Here is an 18,187-nt window from a genome sequence, read left to right on the forward strand (position 1 = left end):
ATGGATTCCGTGAACGCGACCAGCCGCGAGGCCCTGGAATCGAGCATTGCGTCGGCCACACAAGGCGTCCTCGGCTTCCAGCAATCCGACGGCCATTGGGTGTTCGAGCTCGAAGCCGACTGCACGATTCCGGCCGAATACATCCTGCTGCGCCATTATCTCGCCGAGCCGGTCGACACCGTGCTCGAGGCCAAGATCGGCAACTATCTGCGCCGCGTCCAGGGCGCCCACGGCGGCTGGCCGCTGGTGCATGACGGCGAGTTCGACATGAGCGCCAGCGTGAAGGCTTACTTCGCGCTGAAGATGATCGGCGACTCCGTCGACGCGCCGCACATGGTGCGTGCGCGCGAGGCGATCCATGCCCGTGGCGGCGCGATCAACAGCAACGTCTTCACGCGCTTCCTTCTGGCGATGTTCGGCGTGGTGACCTGGCGCGCGGTGCCGGTGCTGCCGATCGAGATTGTGCTGCTGCCGTTCTGGTCGCCGTTCCACCTCAACAAGATCTCCTACTGGGCGCGCACCACCATGGTGCCGCTGATGGTGCTGGCCGCGCTGAAGCCGCGCGCGAAGAATCCGAAGGGCGTCGGGATCGACGAGCTGTTTCTCCAGGATCCGCGCTCGATCGGCATGACCGCGAAAGCGCCGCACCAGAGCATGGCGTGGTTCGTGCTGTTCCGCGCGCTCGACGGCATCTTGCGCGTGATCGAGCCGATGTTTCCGAAGAGCCTGCGCAAGCGCGCGATCGATGCGGCGCTCGCCTTCACCGAGGAGCGGCTCAACGGCGAGGACGGCATGGGCGCGATCTATCCGCCCATGGCCAACATCGTCATGATGTACGACGCGCTCGGCAAGGACGAGAACTTCCCGCCGCGCGCGATCACGCGCCGGGGCATCGACAAGCTGCTCGTGATTGGCGACGACGAAGCCTACTGCCAGCCCTGCGTCTCTCCGGTGTGGGATACGACGCTGACGGCCCACGCGCTGCTGGAGGCCGGCGGCGACACGGCGGTGCCGGCGGCCAAGCAGGGCCTCGACTGGCTGATCCCGAAGCAGGAGCTCGAGGTGAAGGGCGACTGGGCGGTGAAGCGGCCCGACGTGCGCCCGGGCGGCTGGGCCTTCCAGTACAACAATGCCCATTATCCCGATCTCGACGACACCGCGGTGGTGGTGATGTCGATGGACCGCATGCGACGGGAGCACGGAGCGACCGGCTATGATGCCGCGATCGACCGCGGCCGGGAGTGGATCGAGGGCATGCAGAGCGACGACGGCGGCTGGGCTGCCTTCGACGTGAACAACCTCGAATATTACCTGAACAACATTCCGTTCTCTGACCATGGCGCGCTGCTCGATCCGCCGACCGAGGACGTCACCGCGCGCTGCATCTCCATGCTGGCCCAGCTCGGCGAGACCGAGAAGACCAGCAAGCATGTCGCCGACGGGGTCGCCTACCTCAGGAAGACCCAGCACCCGGAAGGGTCCTGGTACGGCCGCTGGGGCATGAACTTCATCTATGGAACCTGGTCGGTGCTGTGTTCCCTGAACATGGCCGGGGTCAGCCACAGCGACCCCATGATTCGCAAAGCCGCCGACTGGCTGTCGTCCATCCAGAACGACGACGGCGGCTGGGGCGAGGACGCCGTCAGCTACCGGCTGGATTACAAGGGCTGGGAGGCCGCCCCCTCGACCGCCTCGCAAACGGCATGGGCCTTGCTTGCCCTGATGGCAGCTGGCGAGGTTGATCACCCGGCCGTCGCCCGCGGGGTGGAGTACCTGATTGCAACACAGAACAAAAAAGGACTCTGGGACGAGCAGCGGTACACCGCCACGGGCTTTCCCCGTGTATTCTATCTACGATATCATGGTTACCCGAAGTTCTTTCCGCTGTGGGCACTGGCTCGGTATCGGAACTTGCGGAGCACCAACAGCAGGGTGGTAGGGGTCGGAATGTGACTTTGGGGACGGGGGACTATATTACCGTGGGTAATGCCATCGACCCGCGGCCGATACTGATCGTGACCGGACTGGTCCAGGAGGCCCGCATCGCGGCCGGGCCGGGGATGGCGGTCATTTGTTCGTCGAGCAGCCCGACCCAGTTACGGGCGCTGCTGACGGTGGTGGATCCCAATACGATTCGCGGCGTGATCTCGTTCGGCGTGGCCGGCGGGCTCGACCCGACGCTGCGCTCCGGCGACGTCGTGCTGGCGACCGAGGTGCTCTCCGGCGATACCCGCTGGGCCGCCGGCCTGTCGCTCGGCGACGACCTGATCGACCGCCTGACCTCGGGCCGCCGCCGCGTGGTGCGCGGCAGCCTGGCCGGTGCCGAGGAAGTGGTCACGGGGCGCTCCTGCAAGGCGGCGCTGCATTCGGAGACGGGAGCGGCTGCCGTCGACATGGAAAGCCACATCGCGGCTGCCTACGCCGCCGAGGCGGGGCTGCCCTTTGCCGCGGTCCGCGTCATCAGCGATCCGGCCCATCGCGCGCTGCCGGCGCTCGCCCGCGCCGCGATCAAGCCGAACGGCCAGATCGATCTCGCCGCCGTGCTGCGCGGCATCGTGCGCAATCCAACGACGCTGCATGCACTGGTCTCGACCGGCATCGACTTCAACCGCGCGCTGCGTAGCTTGCGCGGCTGCCGCGACTATCTGATCGGCACCGAGCTCGTCGAGAGCGAGGCCCTGGTCTCCAAGGCGGCCTGAGCGGGTTCGTCGAGCTGACAAAGAAAAGGCCCGGTCGCCGATAGCGACCGGGCCTTTTGGCTCTGAAGCGTCACTTCGTAGGATGGGTTGAGCCCTTGCGAAACCCATCTCTTCCCGATCATCGCTCTCCGTAATCGCGGCCATCATCTGACTGATCGCCCGCCCAATCGGCTGGATAGTTGCCAAGCTCCACGTGACGATGAAACGAGGACGGCGCCCAGTCGCGTACCCGGTCTACGAGCCTGTGCTTGACCGGATTGATATGAACATAGTCGACATGCCGGGCGAAATCGACTTCGTCGCGAATCGTATGCTCCCAATATCTGCGTTGCCAGATGCCCCGTTCACCTCTGGCTGAACGGCTTTGGGATATCCTTTCGTTTCGCGCCAGACGGCGAGAAAAGGTAGACTTGATCAACTGCCAGCGCATTGCAAAATCGGCGTCACCTTCGGGTAACGTCCATACGGTGTGAAGGTGATCAGGTAACACCACGATGGCATCGATCGTGAACGGGTGACGCTGGTGCGTCTCGCGAAACGCCGCGCGCAACAGCTCGACGTGATCTGTCAGCAAACGATAGCTTCCGCTCCGCCAGATTGACGTGAAGAAGAAGCATCCGCCCGGAACGAAGTTGCGACGGTACGCGGTCATGACGGGATGTTACCACCGAACAAGCACGATGGGTTTCGCAAGAGCTCAACCCATCCTACGTGCTGTCACCGTAATTCGAGCGAGGACATGGGACTGGCTCTGCGCATTCTGTTTGGCGCGACGTTCACGCTGGCCATGATTGCGTTCGGATGCCATTTCGCGACCAGGGACATGCAAGACGGCAGCTAGGCAGAAGGCGCAGCGCACTGGATATCGCTATGATGTCCTCCGCTTGATCGGCGTCGGCTCAAGCAGCGCGTCGTCGCTGCAGGCAATGCTCGTCCGCCCATTCGTCCAAGCAAGGCGCGAAGGCAACGCATGCTTCGCGCATGCGCGAGTGTCTCAACACGCGCACGAATACGAGCGCCTTCACTCAGAAACGCTGCAGCTGAGGCCGTGTCGATTCGTTCGTTATCGTCAGCCTGTTCACTGCACGGCTGCCGTCAGTGAAGTCGCGTGCGCGCGTTGAGAAGCGTTGCGCGCGAATTTCTGTTCGCCTGTTTCGAAACGACAGCAGTGTTGCGCGAGTGCACTAGGCGCGGGGGTTCCATGACCCGTACTACCACTGGGTGAATGGCCATTGGCCGGAATTTTGGAAGTCCGAGGAAGTCATGAAAACGAAACTTGCAGCCGCCGCTCTTCTTCTTGCATCAACGAGCCTGAGCTTCGCGGCCGATCTGGCCACCAAGGCCCCGTACGCCCCCGCCGCCGTGTGGTCGTGGACCGGATTCTATCTCGGCGGCAATGTCGGCGCCGGCTGGGGCACCACGGAATCCACTCTGGCTTCGGTCAATGGCGCCCTCGGCGCGGTCCCCGTCGGCACTGCTCTCTCACAGAACAGCCGCAGCGGTTTCCTGGGCGGCGGTCAGCTCGGTTACAACTGGCAGAGCGGCTGGGTCGTGTTCGGCGTCCAGGGTGACATCTCCGGATTGGACGTGAAGGGCTCGACGACGTGCGTCGGCTTTGTGACCTGCACCACGAAGAGCGATTGGCTGGCGACCGTCACGGGCCGCATCGGTGGTGTGGTGGCTGATCGCACGCTGGTTTACGCGAAGGGCGGCGCAGCCTGGATGCACACCAACGATTCGATCGGCGTCCCGGGCGTGTTCGAGTCGCGCTCGAGTTCGACGCCGCTCGGCTGGGTGCTCGGCCTCGGCGCCGAATATGCCTTCGACCACAATTGGAGCGCCTTCATCGAATACAACTACATCGAGTTCGACAAGAAGACCGCCGTCTGGGATTTGTCACCGCTGGCGGGTGCCACGACGATTGCGAACGTCGACATCAAGAACAAGCTGTCGATCGCCAAGATCGGCGTGAACTACAAGTTCGGCGGCCCGGTCGTCGCGCGCTACTGATCTTCTGACGTACCTGTTCCAGTCGAAACTGGGCCCGGCCGCGACAAGCGGTCGGGCTTTTTTCGTTCGCATCCGTCAGTTTGCTTCGCTGAATCGCTGGAGAAGCCGGGGATGTCCGCCTGATGAACCGGGGTGCGGCTCAAGGCAACGAATGCCTGAAAATGAGGGTGGACTGCACCCTGAAGTGAGACGCGATAATTGCAGTGATGGGCGCGCCGACTGTGTTACCGAAGCCTGCCTGCTTCGTAGTCGCGAAGTATCTGGCTCAGCATGATGTTAGCATCGCTCGTCCATTGGATTTCGGGACAACAGGGACTTCGCGTTTCGAATAAGGCGATGAGCCGGCGCCACTTTCGAATGGGGCCAGCATTGCTCTGCTCTTTCCGCTGCGGCTCGAGTTGAATAAACAAAAAGGCCCGGTCGCGGGGCGACCTGGCCTTTTCTTTTTTGGGGTCCGTAGCCCGGATGGAGCGAAGCGCAATCCGGGGCTTGGCAACACGGAGAGACTGTCCCGGATTTCGCTTGCGCTCCATCCGGGCGACAGGCCGTCCCGCTTTACGCGGCGGTCGAAGCCTTGCGAGCAGCCTTCTCCTGCGCAGCCGCAGCCTCGTCCTTGCGGATCTCGGAAAGCTTCTTCTGGACCTGCTCCGAGAAGATGTACTGCGCCGGGCGCTGCTTCGACATGTCGATCTCCGGCGCCATCGGGCCCGAGGTCTTGATGCCGCGCAGCGACACCCACATCGCCTTCAGCGGGTTGTTGAGCGCTGCGGTCGCCGCCGTCGGCTCGTAGCCGCAATGGGCCATACAGTCGGCGCACTTCTCGTACTTGCCGGTGCCGTAGGTTTCCCAGTCGGTGGTGTCCATCAGCTCCTTGAAGGTCTTTGCGTAGCCTTCACCGAGCAGGTAGCAGGGCTTCTGCCAGCCGAAGATGTTGCGCGCGGGCATGCCCCACGGCGTGCACTCGTATTCCTGGTTGCCGGCGAGGAAGTCGAGGAACAGGCCGGAGTGCATGAAATTCCACTTCTTGCCCTTGCCCATCGCGAAGACGTCGCGGAACAGCTTCTTGGTCTTGGTGCGGTTGAGGAAGTGCTCCTGGTCCGGCGCGCGCTCATAGGCGTAGCCCGGCGACATCGAGACGCCGACACCGAGCTCGACGGTGAGGTCGAGGAACTTCGCGATCTCCTCGGCCGGATGGCCGTCGAAGATGGTGGCGTTGACGTTGACGGTGAAGCCGCGCGCCTTGGCTGCCTTGATCGCGGAGACGGCGCGGTCGAACACGCCCTTCTGCGACACGGCCTTGTCGTGATGGTCCTTCAGGCCGTCGAGATGCACCGAGAAGAACAGGTACGGGGAGGGCGTGAACAGGTCGAGCTTCTTCTCCAGCAGCAGCGCGTTGGTGCAGAGCGAGACAAACTTCTTGCGCTCGACGAGGCCGCGCACGATCTCGCCGATCTCCTTGTGGATCAGCGGTTCGCCGCCGGGAATCGCGACCATCGGCGCGCCGCACTCGTCGGCCGCGTCCCAGCACTCCTGTGCGGTCATGCGGCGGTTGAGGATCGCATCCGGATAGTCGATCTTGCCGCAGCCGACGCAGGCGAGGTTGCAGCGAAACAGCGGCTCCAGCATCAGGACGAGCGGATAGCGTTTGCGGCCAAGCATCTTTTGCTTGAGCAAATAGCCGCCGATACGCATTTCCTTGAAGAAGGGGATAGCCATTACGAGTTTCTTTCTGGGCTTGATATTTCGGGTGGGTCAGCTCGCAGCCAGTTCGGCCGGAAGCCGGAATTCGATGTTTTCCTCGCGGCCCGGCAGCACCGAGACCTTGACCGGTCCGATCCGCCGCATCGCTTCGATCACGTCATCCACGAGTACCTCGGGCGCCGAGGCGCCAGCCGTGACGCCAACGGTCCTGGCATCTTTCAACCACTCCGGATTGAGTGCGCTGCCGTCGGCAATCAAATAACTCGCGACGCCGGCCTCAGTGCCGATTTCGCGGAGCCGGTTCGAGTTCGAGCTATTGGCGGCGCCCACCACCAAGATCACGTCGACCAGCTTGCTCAAGTCCCTTACCGCAGATTGGCGGTTCTGTGTCGCATAGCAGATATCCCGGATATCCGGACCTTGAATATCTGTAAAGCGGGCCTGGAGGGCCGCAATGATGTCCTTGGTGTCGTCGACCGACAGGGTGGTCTGGGTGATGTAGGCCACTGGCGTATCTGCGGGCAGCGTCAGGGCCTTAACCTCTTGAACGCTCTGGACAAGATGCACCGGGGCGGGAACCTGGCCCATCGTGCCCTCGACCTCGGGGTGGCCGGCATGGCCGATCAGGATCAAAGTGCGCCCCTTGGTGATGTAGCGCTTCCCCTGATTGTGAACTTTCGTGACCAGCGGACAGGTGGCATTGAGCACCGGAAGGTCGCGCGCGGCGGCCTCTTCCTCGACGCTGCGGGCGACGCCATGGGCGCTGAAAACGGTCACCGCCTTCGGCGGCACCTCGGACAGTTCCTCGACGAAGATCGCGCCTTTGTTCTTCAGGCTCTCGACCACGTATTTGTTGTGCACGATCTCATGGCGCACGTAGACGGGCGGGCCGTACTTCTCCAGCGCCCGTTCCACGATTTCGATCGCACGCACCACGCCCGCGCAAAAGCCGCGCGGCTGCGCTAGATAAACTTCCATAGGACGCCCATCACGCAAGTTGCATCAATCCGCTTCTCAAGTCCCCGGCGGCACCTCGATACTGCCCAATGAGTTGCAATAACCGCACCATTGGTTTCGCACACGCGGTAACTGACCACCCAAACTGGGCCACGGCGCATGGAGGCACAGCACTTTGTGTCAAAAAATCGGCAAAAAGGAAAGGCCGGGTGAAACCCGGGTTCCGCGCCGGTCCGATTTCATGGTATTATAATACAGTAATTGCTGTGAGCAAAATGGCGACATTTGTGCTCACCTCTTCGTCACTTTCCCGCCTCAACTCCCCGGCTATACCGACCGCCCCGCATGATTTTGCCACGGTCTTTCGCCGTTTACCTCGAACCTTCGTGCGGCGAGAGCCACTCAAAACAGCAATAGGTTTCGCCCGGGAACTCCGATAAAGAGCGGGCGTTTCCGGCAAGCTGTTAACACTAGAAAGAAAAGATGTGCTGCAAAGCGTAGTCGTTGCCATCGTCAAGGCCTGCACCCGGTTTGCCCCCCTTGTCGTCGTTCTCGGGCTCCTGCTGTCCGTGGGGGCGAGCTATTACGCTGCGCGCCATTTCGCCATCAACACCGACATCAATTCGCTGATTTCTCAAAATCTCGACTGGCGCAAGCGTGACCAGCAATTCGACAAGGCGTTCGATCAAAACGAAACGATTCTTGCTGTGGTCGAGGCCCGGACGCCGGAGATGGCGAGCGCGGCGGCAGATGCGCTCTATGCCAGGCTGAAGGACGACAAGACCAACTTCCAGTCGCTGCAGCAACTCGGAAGCGGCGAGTTCTTCGAGAGGAACGGACTGTTGTTCCTGCCGACAGAAGAAGTCGGCAAGATCACCAGCCAGTTCGAATCCGCAGCGCCCCTGATCGAGATCATGGCGGGCGATCCCTCGATCCGTGGCCTGACCGGCGCGCTGGAGACGGGACTTGCCGGCGTCAAGCGCGGCCAGGTCAAGCTCGACAGCACCGAGCGGCCCTTCAACCTGATCGCGCAGACGGTCGAGACCGTGCTCAACAAGGGCAATGCCAGCTTCTCGTGGCGCGAGCTCGTCAGCGACGAGCCGCTGAAGGATTCGGACAAGCGCGCTTTCATCGAGTTCAAGCCAATCCTCGACTACAACGCGTTGGAGCCTGGCAAGGATGCCACCGACGCGATCCGCAAGGCCGCGGCCGATCTCGATTTTCCCAACAAGTACCAGGCTCGGGTGCGGCTGACCGGTCCGGTGCCGATCGCCAACGAGGAATACGCTACCGTTCAGGAAGGCGCCGTCGTCAACGGCGTCGGCACGGTTCTCGTCGTGCTGCTCATCCTGTGGCTGGCGCTGCATTCGGCCAAGATCATCTTCGCGGTGTTCGTCAATCTCTTCGTGGGCCTTGCGCTGACGACCGCGGCCGGTCTGATGATGGTCGGCTCGTTCAATCTGCTTTCGATCGCGTTCGCGGTGCTGTTCGTAGGCCTCGGCGTCGATTTCGGCATCCAGTACAGCGTCCGCTACCGCTCCGAGCGCTTCAAGCACAATGATCTCTCGGCCGCGCTGGTGCGGGCTGCGAAACGCTCGGCGGTGCCGCTGTCGCTCGCGGCGATGGCGACTGCGGCCGGCTTCCTCTGCTTCATGCCGACCGACTACAAGGGCATCGCCGAACTCGGCCAGATCGCGGGTGTCGGCATGCTGGTTGCGTTCCTCTCCTCGATCACCGTGCTGCCGGCGCTGCTCAAGCTTCTGAACCCGCCCGGCGAGATGGAGCCGGTCGGCTACGCCTTCCTGGCCCCGCTCGATCACTTCCTGGAGAAGCATCGTGTGCTGGTCGTCGGCGGCACGCTGCTGCTGGCGGTCGCCGGCCTGCCGCTGCTCTACTTCATGAAGTTCGACTTCAACCCGATGAACCTGCGCAACCCGCATGCCGAGTCGATCGCAACCTTCCTCGACCTGCGCAAGGATCCCAACACCGGCGCCAACGCCATCAACGTGATGACCACGTCGGAGGAGCAGGCGAGGCAGGTCGAGGCGAAGCTGGAGAAGGTGCCGGAGGTGCTGCGGGTGATGTCGCTCGACAGCTTCGTTCCGCAGGACCAGCCGCCGAAGCTGAAGCTGCTCGCGCAGGGCGCCAAGGTGCTGAATCCCGCACTCAATCCGGACCAGGTCGACGCGGCGCCGACCGACAAGGAGAACGTCGTTTCGCTGAAATCCTCGGTCGACAATCTGCGCCGGACGGCGGGTGACGCGAAGGGCCCGGGTGCGGTCGCCTCGCGCCGGCTTGCCGATGCGCTCGACAAGCTCGCCAATGGCGACGAGGCTACGCGGAACAAGGCGCAGGACGTGTTCATCACGCCGATGAAGATCGTGTTCGACCAGCTCCGGAACGCGATGCAGGCCGAGACTGTCACCCTGAAGTCATTGCCTCCCGATCTCGTCAGTGCCTGGAAGAGCAAGGACGGCATCATTCGCGTCGAGGCGTTGCCCAAGGGCGATCCCAACGACAACGACACGCTGCGCAAATTCGCAGCAGCCGTGCTCGCTGCGGAGCCGACCGCGATCGGCGGGCCGGTCTCGATCCTGAAATCCGGCGACACCGTGGTGAAGGCGTTCATCCACGCCGGCATCTACGCGCTGCTGGTGATCGGCCTGCTGCTGTGGATCACGCTGCGGCGGTTCGTCGACGTGCTGATGACGCTGGTGCCGCTGCTGGTGGCCGGCGCGGTCACGCTCGAGATCTGCGTGTTGATCGGCCTGCCGCTCAACTTCGCGAACATCGTCGCGTTCCCGCTGCTGCTCGGCGTCGGCGTCGCGTTCAAGATCTATTATGTCGTGGCCTGGCGCTCGGGCAGGACAAACCTTCTCCAGACCAGCCTGACGCGCGCAATCTTTTTCAGCGCGCTGACGACGGCGACCGCGTTCGGCAGCCTGTGGCTGTCGAGCCACCCCGGAACGTCCAGCATGGGCAAGCTGCTCGCACTCTCGCTGGTAACGACGCTTGCCGCAGTGCTGCTGTTCCAGCCGGCCCTAATGGGCAAACCCCGCAATCTCAGGGAGTAGGCAGATGTCGCCGACGGGGTCGGCGGCACTCTTCTGACCGGGCTTGGCTGCGCCGGCGGCCTTCGGGGCTGCAGGCGCAGGCGCGGTGGCACCGGTCGTGCCTTGTGGCGCTGTGCCTTGAGGCGCCGTACCTTGGGCTTTCGGCGCCGCGCCGGACTTCGGCGCGCCCTTGGCCATGGCGTTGGCGGTGCTCAACGGGATCGTCGGGCCGACCCGCGTCCAGGTCTCGCCGCCGCAGAGGAAGCCCATCACGCAGCCCTTGATTTCGAGCTGGTCGGTCCCTGCCGGAGTGATGGTCGCGCTGTAGAGCTGGCCGTCCTTGGCGTTGTAGACCTGTCCTTCCCACTGCTCGACGCCGGGCTTTTTCTTCATGTCGATCAGGGTTGCCATGCCGAGTGTGGGCCTGGTCTTCTTCGAGGCATCCGGATTGTATTCATCGCGGCCGCCGGGCTGTTTTTCCCAGGAAACCGCGCCCCACATGCTGCCATTGCATTGGGCAACACGAATGTTGGCGACGCCGTCGGCGACTCGCCAGTCGCCGGTGGGATCGGCGGCAAGCGCGGGTGTCAGGCAGCTGTAACCGCCAGCCAGTATTAGTCCGGTGTAAAGGGCTAAACGCATGATAGTTCCTTGGCAGTGCAACATGGTCTAAAGCTGTGCTTGCGAAGATGGTCCGAAAAAGGGCAAAAGGCCGCACAGACCGTTTTCAGTAACGGTCCGTTTTCAGTTGACGAGACGGCCCTCAACCGAAGTATGTAGCGGATGCACAGCCCAAATCCAGACATGTCTCAGCTATTCGCGGACCGTCAGGCCCAGCGCAGCACCCTGCATAATCGGCATCTGAACGAGCAGTTCGTTCGGGTTCTCAAGACCATCGGCTACGATGTCGGCTTCCAGAAGGGGCAGGGGCAGTACCTCTACGATCGCGAGGGCGCGCGCTACCTTGACCTGTTGTCCGGCTTTGGCGTGTTTGCGATTGGGCGCAATCACCCGGTGATGCGCGAGGCGCTCAAGAGCGTGCTCGATGCCGACCTGCCCAATCTCGTCCAGTTCGACGTCTCGGTGCTCGCCGGCGTGCTCGCCGAGCGGCTGCTGAAATATGTCCCCTATCTGGACAAGGCGTTCTTCGCCAATTCCGGCGCCGAATGCGTCGAGGCCGCGATCAAGTTCGCGCGCGGCGCCACCGGGCGCCCCGGTATCGTCTATTGCGCCCACGGCTATCACGGCCTGACCTATGGCGCGCTGTCGCTGACCGGTGATTCGAACTTCCGCACCGGCTTCGAGCCGCTGCTGCCGGGCTGCACCTCGATCCCGTTCAACGACCTTGCCGCGCTCGAAAAGGCGCTGGCCTCGCGCGAAGTGGCAGCGTTCGTCGTTGAGCCGATCCAGGGCAAGGGCGTCAACATGCCCACCGACGAGTTCCTGCCGGGTGCGGCCGCGCTCTGCAAGAAATACGGCACGCTGTTCGTTGCCGACGAGATCCAGACCGGCATGGGCCGCACCGGCCGCTTCCTCGCGGTCGAGCACTGGAACGTCGAGCCCGACATGGTGCTGCTGTCGAAGTCGCTGTCCGGCGGCCACGTGCCGGTCGGCGCGGTGCTGACGCGCAAGGCCATCTTCGACAAGATCTTCAACCAGATGGATCGTGCGGTGGTGCACGGCTCGACCTTCTCCAAGAACGACCTCGCCATGGCAGCGGGCATCGCGACGCTCGACGTCATGGAATCGGAGAAGCTGATCGAGTCCGCCGCCAAACGCGGCGCCGAGCTGCGCCTCGCGCTGACGCGCATGGTGCCCGGCTACGAGCTGATGAAGGAAGTGCGCGGCAAGGGCCTGATGATCGGCGTGGAGTTCGGTCCGCCGAAGTCACTGCGGCTGCGCGCGTCGTGGAACGTGCTCGAGACCGCCAACAAGGGCCTGTTCTGCCAGCTCATCACCGTGCCGCTGTTCAAGGATCACAAGATCCTGACCCAGGTCGCCGGCCACGGCAGCCACACCATCAAGCTGCTGCCGCCGCTGACCATCACGGAAGAAGACTGCACCTGGATCGAGCGCGCCTTCGACGACGTCATCGCCGGCAGCCACAAGGTCCCCGGCGCGATCTGGTCGCTCGGCAAGACGCTGGTGGACAACGCGGTGCGGCGGTCGGCCTGATTTCCTGCCGAGGCATCTCGGCAGTCGTCATTGCGAGCGAAGCGAAGCAATCCAGACTGTCTCCGCGGAGGTAGCCTGGATTGCTTCGTCGCTTCGCTCCTCGCAATGACGGCGAGGCTTTTCACCCCTCCACATTCGCCTTCATCGCCGCCTCGAACTTGTCGACGAACTCGGCGAGCTCGTCGGCGCCGAGATCGCTGACCGCCCAGAAGTTCAGGCCGCGATTGCCCCAGCGGCGGCAGTTGAAGCCCTGCATGGTCTCGGTCTTCGGCGCGCGATATTCCGTGTTCGAGGTCTGCGACACGAACAGATTGACCACGTGCTGCCGACGCTTGTAGACGACCGCGCCGATGGCGCGTGCGTCGATATAGTCGAGCCGGCCGCCGACCAGCGTAAAACCTTGCGCGGTGAGATCGATCACGGGCGGGGCGACGTCGAGCTTGCCGTTGAACCACGGCTTCACCGTGTGCTGGTCGCTCGAGACCACGTCGATGAGGTGGCCGGCCTGCAGTGAGCGCAGATGCGCGGAGACGACCTCCGACAGGATGCGCTGCTGGTCGTCCTGGCGCAGCACCACGGCGACCACGCCGGAGGCCGCGAGCGCGGAGACCGCCGAGCCCATGGCAAAGCCACGCAGCACGGAGCGGCGGCTCGGTTGTTGGCGTTGCGCTTGCGGCTGCGGCAGCGAGGCTTCGATCCGGGCGCGCAGGTTTGCGGGCGCGGTGTAGCGCAGATTGGTATCAGTGAGCACACGCTGCATCTCGCGCTGGGCGGCAAATTCGGCGGCGCAGGCCGGGCAGCTGGCGATATGGGCCTCGACCTCGCGCGCGTGGCCGGCATCGAGCTCGTTGTCGAGCAGCGCGTGAAGCAGGACCCTTGCTTCGTCGCAGGTCATCTTGAGTGCTCCTCTTCCGCCGTCCAGGCCGCGCGCAGCATGGCGCGGGCGCGGGCGAGGCGGGACATCACGGTGCCGACGGGGGCGCCGACGGTCTCGGCGATCTCACGGTAGGACAGGTTGTTGATCTCCCGCAGCACGAATGTTTCCTTGAATGGTTCGGCGAGTGCGTCGATCAGCTTGCGGATGGCGCCGGCATCGCGGCTGCGCAGCACTTCGGTCTCCGGGGTCGCCTCGCTCTCCTGCCAGATCGGCGTCTGCTCGGCGGCGCCGGGTGTATCCTCGATCGCGCCGGGCCTGTGCGCGCGCCGCGCATATTCGGCATTGCAGACGTTGCGCAGGATCGCGAACAGCCAGGGCTTCATCGCCGGCCCGCGATAGCTGTCGAAATGCTTCAGCGCGCGCAGATAGCACTCCTGCACCGCATCCTCGGCGTCGGAAGCGTCGCGCAGCAGATAGCGCGCGAGCGTGTAGACGTCGTCGAGATAGGGCAGCGTCGCCTCGCGGAAGCGCTGCGCCTTCTGCATATCGTCGTTGGCGGGCATCGCTCCTCGCTTTGCCTCTTGTTCTGCGCGGCGCGTTGTTTCGTCCCTGTTCGTTTCGTCGGCGTGTGTGACCGAAGGCACACGAGCCCGGCCTGCGTGGGACCACCGGCCGGGCAAGACGTTGATGCCTTGGTTCGAGCTGTTACTCAACCTTGATCATCCCCGTCATGTGCGGGTGCAGCGAACAAAAATACTTGTAGTCGCCCGCATTGGTGAAGGTGAACGAGAACTTGTCGTCGGTGTCCAGGGTCTTTGACCTGAATTTGCCTGCCGAAACGATCGTGTGTGGGATGTCGTCCCGGTTGGTCCAGGTCACGGTGGTGCCGACCTTGATCTTGAGCTCGGCCGGCTGGAAAACGAAATTGTCGATGTGAACGTCCATGTCGTCGGCGCGGGCGGTTGTTGCGGGCAACAGGATGGCCGCGGCCAAAGCGAGACCAAGGTCGACGCCGAAGTCGCGGCGATTGAGTGTTTTCATTGTCAGATTCCGTTCAACCCTGAAGCGGCGTGTCGATGATCGCGAGCCGATGCTCGTTCTGCTTGAAGTTGATGCTGGCGACGCCGAGCATGGAGCGGAGCCTTGCATCCTCGACTTTCATCGGTCCTGGCGAAGGAGCGGCCCCCGGCGCCGGCTGCGGAAAGGCGGTGGAGCGCGCGGTGTGGAACGTGACGTTGCCCTCGACCTTCTGCATCACCTGGTGGATGTGGCCGTTCAGCACCGTGACCGAGCCGAAGCCCTTGACGTATTCGAGCGCGCGGCCGCCATCCTCGGTGCCCCAGCCCCATTCTGGATAGACGGTCCAGAGCGGGATGTGGGCGAACAGCACGATCGGTGTCGATTTCGACTTGCCGCGCAGATCGTCCTCGAGCCAGGCGAGCTGCTCGGCGCCGAGATTGCCGAGGCCGCCGGCCTTAAGGTCGACGACGTTGACGAGGCCGACGAAGTGCACGCCGCCGGCATCGAACGAATACCAGCCCGCGCCCTTCGTGCCGCGGCCGTAGCGCTCGCGATAGAACTTCACCTCCTCGTCGAGGAAGTCATGCTCGCCGGGCACATAGTGCACGTCGAGCTTGCTTTGCGAGATGATGCGGTCGGCATTGTCGAACTCGGCGGCCTTCGACAGATGGGTGATGTCGCCGGTGTGGATCATGAACGACGGCTTGGCCGGCATCGCGTTGATCTTGCCCACCGCTTCCTCCAGCGTGCCGAGCGCATTGGGATTGGCCGGCTTGTCGAAGCCGACATGGCTGTCGCTGATCTGGAGAAAGGTCATTCCCGGCGTGGCCGCGGTTGCGGCCTGCGCGGAATCGATGATGCCGAGCGAGCGCGGCACGCCGCCCGTGATGGTCCAGAGCACCCCGGTGCCGGCCCAGGTCATGCATTCCAGCACCTTGCGGCGGCTGACGCCGTCGTCCCCGTGATCGTGTCCGCTCATCGCAGATCTCCTCTCGCCCGAAATTGGGCTTCGGGGAGGTGATTGGAGGAGCGGGGGGTTTATTCGCGGGAGGTGATGACGATTTCGTGAGGTGACAGTAGTTCGCATCGAGCGAAGCGGAATGCGGGGCCAGTGCGCGGGGCTATCCCCGGTTTCCGCTTCGCTCCATCCGGGCTACGGGCAGGATTTCGCGAACTCCCGCACGGCTTCCACCACTTGCTCCGGCACTTCCTGCGCCACGCAGTGCCCGGCGCCATTAAAGACCATCGTACTGACGCGCGGGATCAGCGACACGGCACGTCGCGCCATCTCCTTGTAGATCGGTTCCGACTTCGCGGCGGTCGTGACGCGCACCGGACAATTGATCTCGGTGAGCCCGGTAAACGGATTGCCGCGGGCATCGCCAACGTAAACCTGTTCCATCGCCTCGTAGATCGGACGCAGGATCGCCGACTCGATCTCGGGCGTGCAGCAGAGCCGGACGCGGCCATCGTCGAGCGGCACAAAGCCGTGACGGACATACGCCCGGAGCGACGTCTCGGTCCAATCCGTAAACGCGGGCGCTGCGCGGTAGCGTTCGAATACGGCGTCGGCACTATCGAACTCGGCGCGCCGGCGCAGCGTGCTCTGCACGCGGGCGATGGATTCGTCGTTTAGTCCTCCGGTGCGCGCCGCGCGAGGGTCCATCACGGTCGGCTCCATCACGAACAGGCGCGTGAAACGACCGGGCAAGAGTTTTGCCGCGAGCAGCAGGTCGGTCGCGCCTGCGCTGTGGCCGATCCCATAGACGTCGCGCAGCCTGAGCGCATCGATCACCCGGCAGATGTCGTCGGCATAATCGAGGAAATGATAGGCGCCGGGTTTGTGGCTCGCGCCATGGCCGCGGCGGTCGAGCGCATAGACTGTGTAGGTCGATGCAAGTTCGCGTGCGACCTCATCCCAGACGTCGGCGACGAAACCGGTGCCGTGCACGAGCAGGGCAGGCGGCTTGCCGCTCTCGCCCCATCGCAGCATGGCGATCTGTGCGTCGGCGGAACCGATTGAAAAGCGGTGCGGGTTGATCATGGAGACCGGATGCTACTTCGCATCCTCCAAGATCATCGTCGCACCTTTCTCGGCGATCATCGCTGTCGGCGTGTTGGTGTTGCCCGAGGTGATGGTCGGCATGATCGAGGCGTCGACGATGCGCAGGCCTGTGAGGCCGTAGAAACGCAGGCGCTCGTCGACCACGGCCATCGGGTCGTTCGCTGCGCCCATCTTCGCGGTGCCGACGGGGTGGAAGATCGTGGTGCCGATGTCGCCGGCGGCTTTGGCGAGCGAGGCATCGTCGTCGCCGACGGAGGGGCCGGGCAGATATTCGCTCGGGCGATACTTTGCCAGCGCCTTCTGCTGCATCAGGCGGCGGGTGGTGCGGATGGCGTCGGCGCCGACCTGGCGGTCGTCGTCGGTCGACAGATAGTTCGGCGCGATGATCGGCTTCTCGTCAGGCGTGGCCGAGCGCAGCCGCACCGTGCCGCGCGAGGTCGGCTGGAGATTGCAGGCGCTCACCGTGATCGCGGGGAAGCGGTGCAGGGGATCGCCGAACTTGTCGAGCGACAGGGGCTGCACGTGGAACTGGATGTTCGCCCGCGCGCGCGTCGCATCGGAGCGGGTGAAGATGCCGAGCTGCGACGGCGCCATGGTCAGCGGCCCGCGGCGGCGGAAGGCGTAGTCGAGCCCCATCAGGCCGCGGCGGAACAGATTGTAGTAGGTCTCGTTCAGCGTGCGCACGCCCTCGACCTTGTAGATCGCACGCTGCTGAAGATGGTCCTGCAGGTTGCGGCCGACGCCGGGCTTGTCCATCACGATGTCGATGCCGAGCGGCGACAGCCAGTCGGCGGGACCGATGCCGGAGCGATGCAGCACCTGCACCGAGCCGATCGAGCCGGCCGAGAGGACCACCTCGCGTTTGGCGCGCGCCTCGATGATTTCGCCGTTCTGGATGAAGCGTACGCCGACGGCACGGCCCTGCTCGATTACGAGACGATCGACCAGCACGTTCTTTTCGAGCCGCAGGTTCGCCCGGTTCAGCGCCGGCTTGAGGAAGCCGCGTGCTGACGACCAGCGCCGGCCGCGCTTCTGGTTGACGTGGAAATAGCTGGTGCCTTCGTTGTCGCCGGTGTTGAAATCCGGGATGCGCTTGATGCCCATCTCCTCGGCGGCGTCGCCGACGGCATCGAGAACGTCCCAGGACAGCCGCGGCGCCTCGATGCGCCAGCCGCCGCCGGTGCCGTGATGCTCGCTCGCGCCGAGGAAGTGATCTTCCAGCCGCTTGAACAGCGGCAGCACGTCGTCATAACCCCAGCCAGTCATGCCGAGCTGGCGCCAATGATCGTAATCGGCCGCCTGTCCGCGCATCGAGATCATGGCGTTGATCGCCGAAGAGCCGCCGATCACCTTGCCGCGGGGATAGGCGAGCGCGCGGCCGTTCAGGCCTGGCTCGACCTCGGTCTTGAACATCCAGTCCGAACGCGGATTGCCGATCGCGAAGAGATAGCCGACCGGAATGTGGAACCAGATCCAGTTGTCATCGCCGCCGGCTTCGAGGATGAGGACACGGTTACCCGGTACGGCCGAGAGCCGGTTGGCGAGGATGCAGCCGGCCGTGCCGGCTCCGACAACGATATAGTCAAACTCACCTTCGAGCCGTCTTGGCATTCTGCTTCCACCCGGATGG

General features: G+C 63.9%; 15 protein-coding genes. 5 read left to right on the top strand and 10 right to left on the bottom strand.

Annotation, left to right across the window (positions count from 1 at the left end):
- Both shc and NLM25_RS14690 read left to right on the top strand, forming a co-directional pair.
- Complete coding sequence (gene shc / locus NLM25_RS14685; RefSeq protein ID WP_254137406.1) at positions 1-1,953, top strand: squalene--hopene cyclase; 1,953 nt, start codon at positions 1-3, stop codon at positions 1,951-1,953.
- Complete coding sequence (locus tag NLM25_RS14690) at positions 1,950-2,699, top strand: phosphorylase (RefSeq protein ID WP_254137407.1); 750 nt, start codon at positions 1,950-1,952, stop codon at positions 2,697-2,699. Before shc ends, NLM25_RS14690 begins: the two co-directional genes overlap by 4 nt.
- A 118-nt stretch (positions 2,700-2,817) precedes the next feature.
- Here NLM25_RS14690 and NLM25_RS14695 read toward each other — a convergent pair whose 3' ends face one another.
- Positions 2,818-3,351 (bottom strand): transposase, encoded by a 534-nt coding sequence (locus NLM25_RS14695; protein ID WP_254137408.1) that lies wholly within the window; start codon positions 3,349-3,351, stop codon positions 2,818-2,820.
- A 611-nt stretch (positions 3,352-3,962) separates the two neighbouring features.
- Between NLM25_RS14695 and NLM25_RS14700 the strand changes: the two genes are divergently transcribed.
- Positions 3,963-4,709 carry an outer membrane protein gene (locus NLM25_RS14700; RefSeq protein WP_254137409.1) on the top strand — a complete coding sequence of 249 codons (747 nt, stop codon included), beginning with the start codon at positions 3,963-3,965 and terminating at the stop codon, positions 4,707-4,709.
- 555 nt (positions 4,710-5,264) lie between these two features.
- Here NLM25_RS14700 and hpnH read toward each other — a convergent pair.
- Together hpnH and ispH are read right to left on the bottom strand one after the other, a co-directional pair.
- Positions 5,265-6,425, bottom strand: a complete 1,161-nt coding sequence (hpnH, locus tag NLM25_RS14705; RefSeq protein ID WP_254137410.1) for an adenosyl-hopene transferase HpnH — start codon at positions 6,423-6,425, stop codon at positions 5,265-5,267.
- A 36-nt stretch (positions 6,426-6,461) separates the two neighbouring features.
- Positions 6,462-7,388, bottom strand: a complete 927-nt coding sequence (ispH, locus tag NLM25_RS14710) for a 4-hydroxy-3-methylbut-2-enyl diphosphate reductase (RefSeq protein WP_254117605.1) — start codon at positions 7,386-7,388, stop codon at positions 6,462-6,464.
- A 464-nt stretch (positions 7,389-7,852) separates the two neighbouring features.
- Here ispH and NLM25_RS14715 point away from each other — a divergent pair, with 464 nt between their 5' ends.
- Positions 7,853-10,441, top strand: coding sequence for an MMPL family transporter (locus NLM25_RS14715; protein WP_254137411.1), 2,589 nt, complete (start codon positions 7,853-7,855; stop codon positions 10,439-10,441).
- Here NLM25_RS14715 and NLM25_RS14720 read toward each other — a convergent pair.
- Complete coding sequence (locus tag NLM25_RS14720) at positions 10,409-11,062, bottom strand: DUF2147 domain-containing protein (RefSeq protein ID WP_254137412.1); 654 nt, start codon at positions 11,060-11,062, stop codon at positions 10,409-10,411. The genes NLM25_RS14715 and NLM25_RS14720 overlap by 33 nt on opposite strands.
- A gap of 141 nt (positions 11,063-11,203) precedes the next feature.
- Here NLM25_RS14720 and hpnO point away from each other — a divergent pair, with 141 nt between their 5' ends.
- Positions 11,204-12,595: an aminobacteriohopanetriol synthase HpnO gene (gene hpnO, locus NLM25_RS14725; protein WP_254117610.1), complete on the top strand. Its 1,392-nt coding sequence runs from the start codon at positions 11,204-11,206 to the stop codon at positions 12,593-12,595.
- Between the two features lie 121 nt (positions 12,596-12,716).
- On the opposite strand, the gene NLM25_RS14730 is transcribed toward hpnO, so the two are convergent.
- The 6 genes from NLM25_RS14730 to NLM25_RS14755 form a co-directional block, all read right to left on the bottom strand.
- Positions 12,717-13,490 (bottom strand): anti-sigma factor, encoded by a 774-nt coding sequence (locus tag NLM25_RS14730; protein WP_254137413.1) that lies wholly within the window; start codon positions 13,488-13,490, stop codon positions 12,717-12,719.
- Positions 13,487-14,035 (bottom strand): sigma-70 family RNA polymerase sigma factor, encoded by a 549-nt coding sequence (locus tag NLM25_RS14735; protein WP_254137414.1) that lies wholly within the window; start codon positions 14,033-14,035, stop codon positions 13,487-13,489. Before NLM25_RS14735 ends, NLM25_RS14730 begins: the two co-directional genes overlap by 4 nt.
- Positions 14,036-14,177: 142 nt before the next feature.
- The gene (locus NLM25_RS14740) at positions 14,178-14,513 is read right to left on the bottom strand and encodes a cupredoxin family copper-binding protein (protein ID WP_254117613.1); all 336 of its coding nucleotides are present in this window, start codon (positions 14,511-14,513) and stop codon (positions 14,178-14,180) included.
- Between the two features lie 13 nt (positions 14,514-14,526).
- Positions 14,527-15,471: a metallophosphoesterase gene (locus tag NLM25_RS14745; RefSeq protein WP_254137415.1), complete on the bottom strand. Its 945-nt coding sequence runs from the start codon at positions 15,469-15,471 to the stop codon at positions 14,527-14,529.
- A gap of 174 nt (positions 15,472-15,645) precedes the next feature.
- Positions 15,646-16,536, bottom strand: a complete 891-nt coding sequence (locus tag NLM25_RS14750; protein ID WP_254137416.1) for an alpha/beta fold hydrolase — start codon at positions 16,534-16,536, stop codon at positions 15,646-15,648.
- 12 nt (positions 16,537-16,548) lie between these two features.
- Positions 16,549-18,168 (bottom strand): GMC family oxidoreductase, encoded by a 1,620-nt coding sequence (locus tag NLM25_RS14755; protein WP_254137417.1) that lies wholly within the window; start codon positions 18,166-18,168, stop codon positions 16,549-16,551.
- Between the last annotated feature and the right edge of the window lie 19 nt (positions 18,169-18,187).

Origin of the sequence: Bradyrhizobium sp. CCGB01 (assembly GCF_024199795.1) — a bacterium.
Lineage (GTDB): Bacteria > Pseudomonadota > Alphaproteobacteria > Rhizobiales > Xanthobacteraceae > Bradyrhizobium.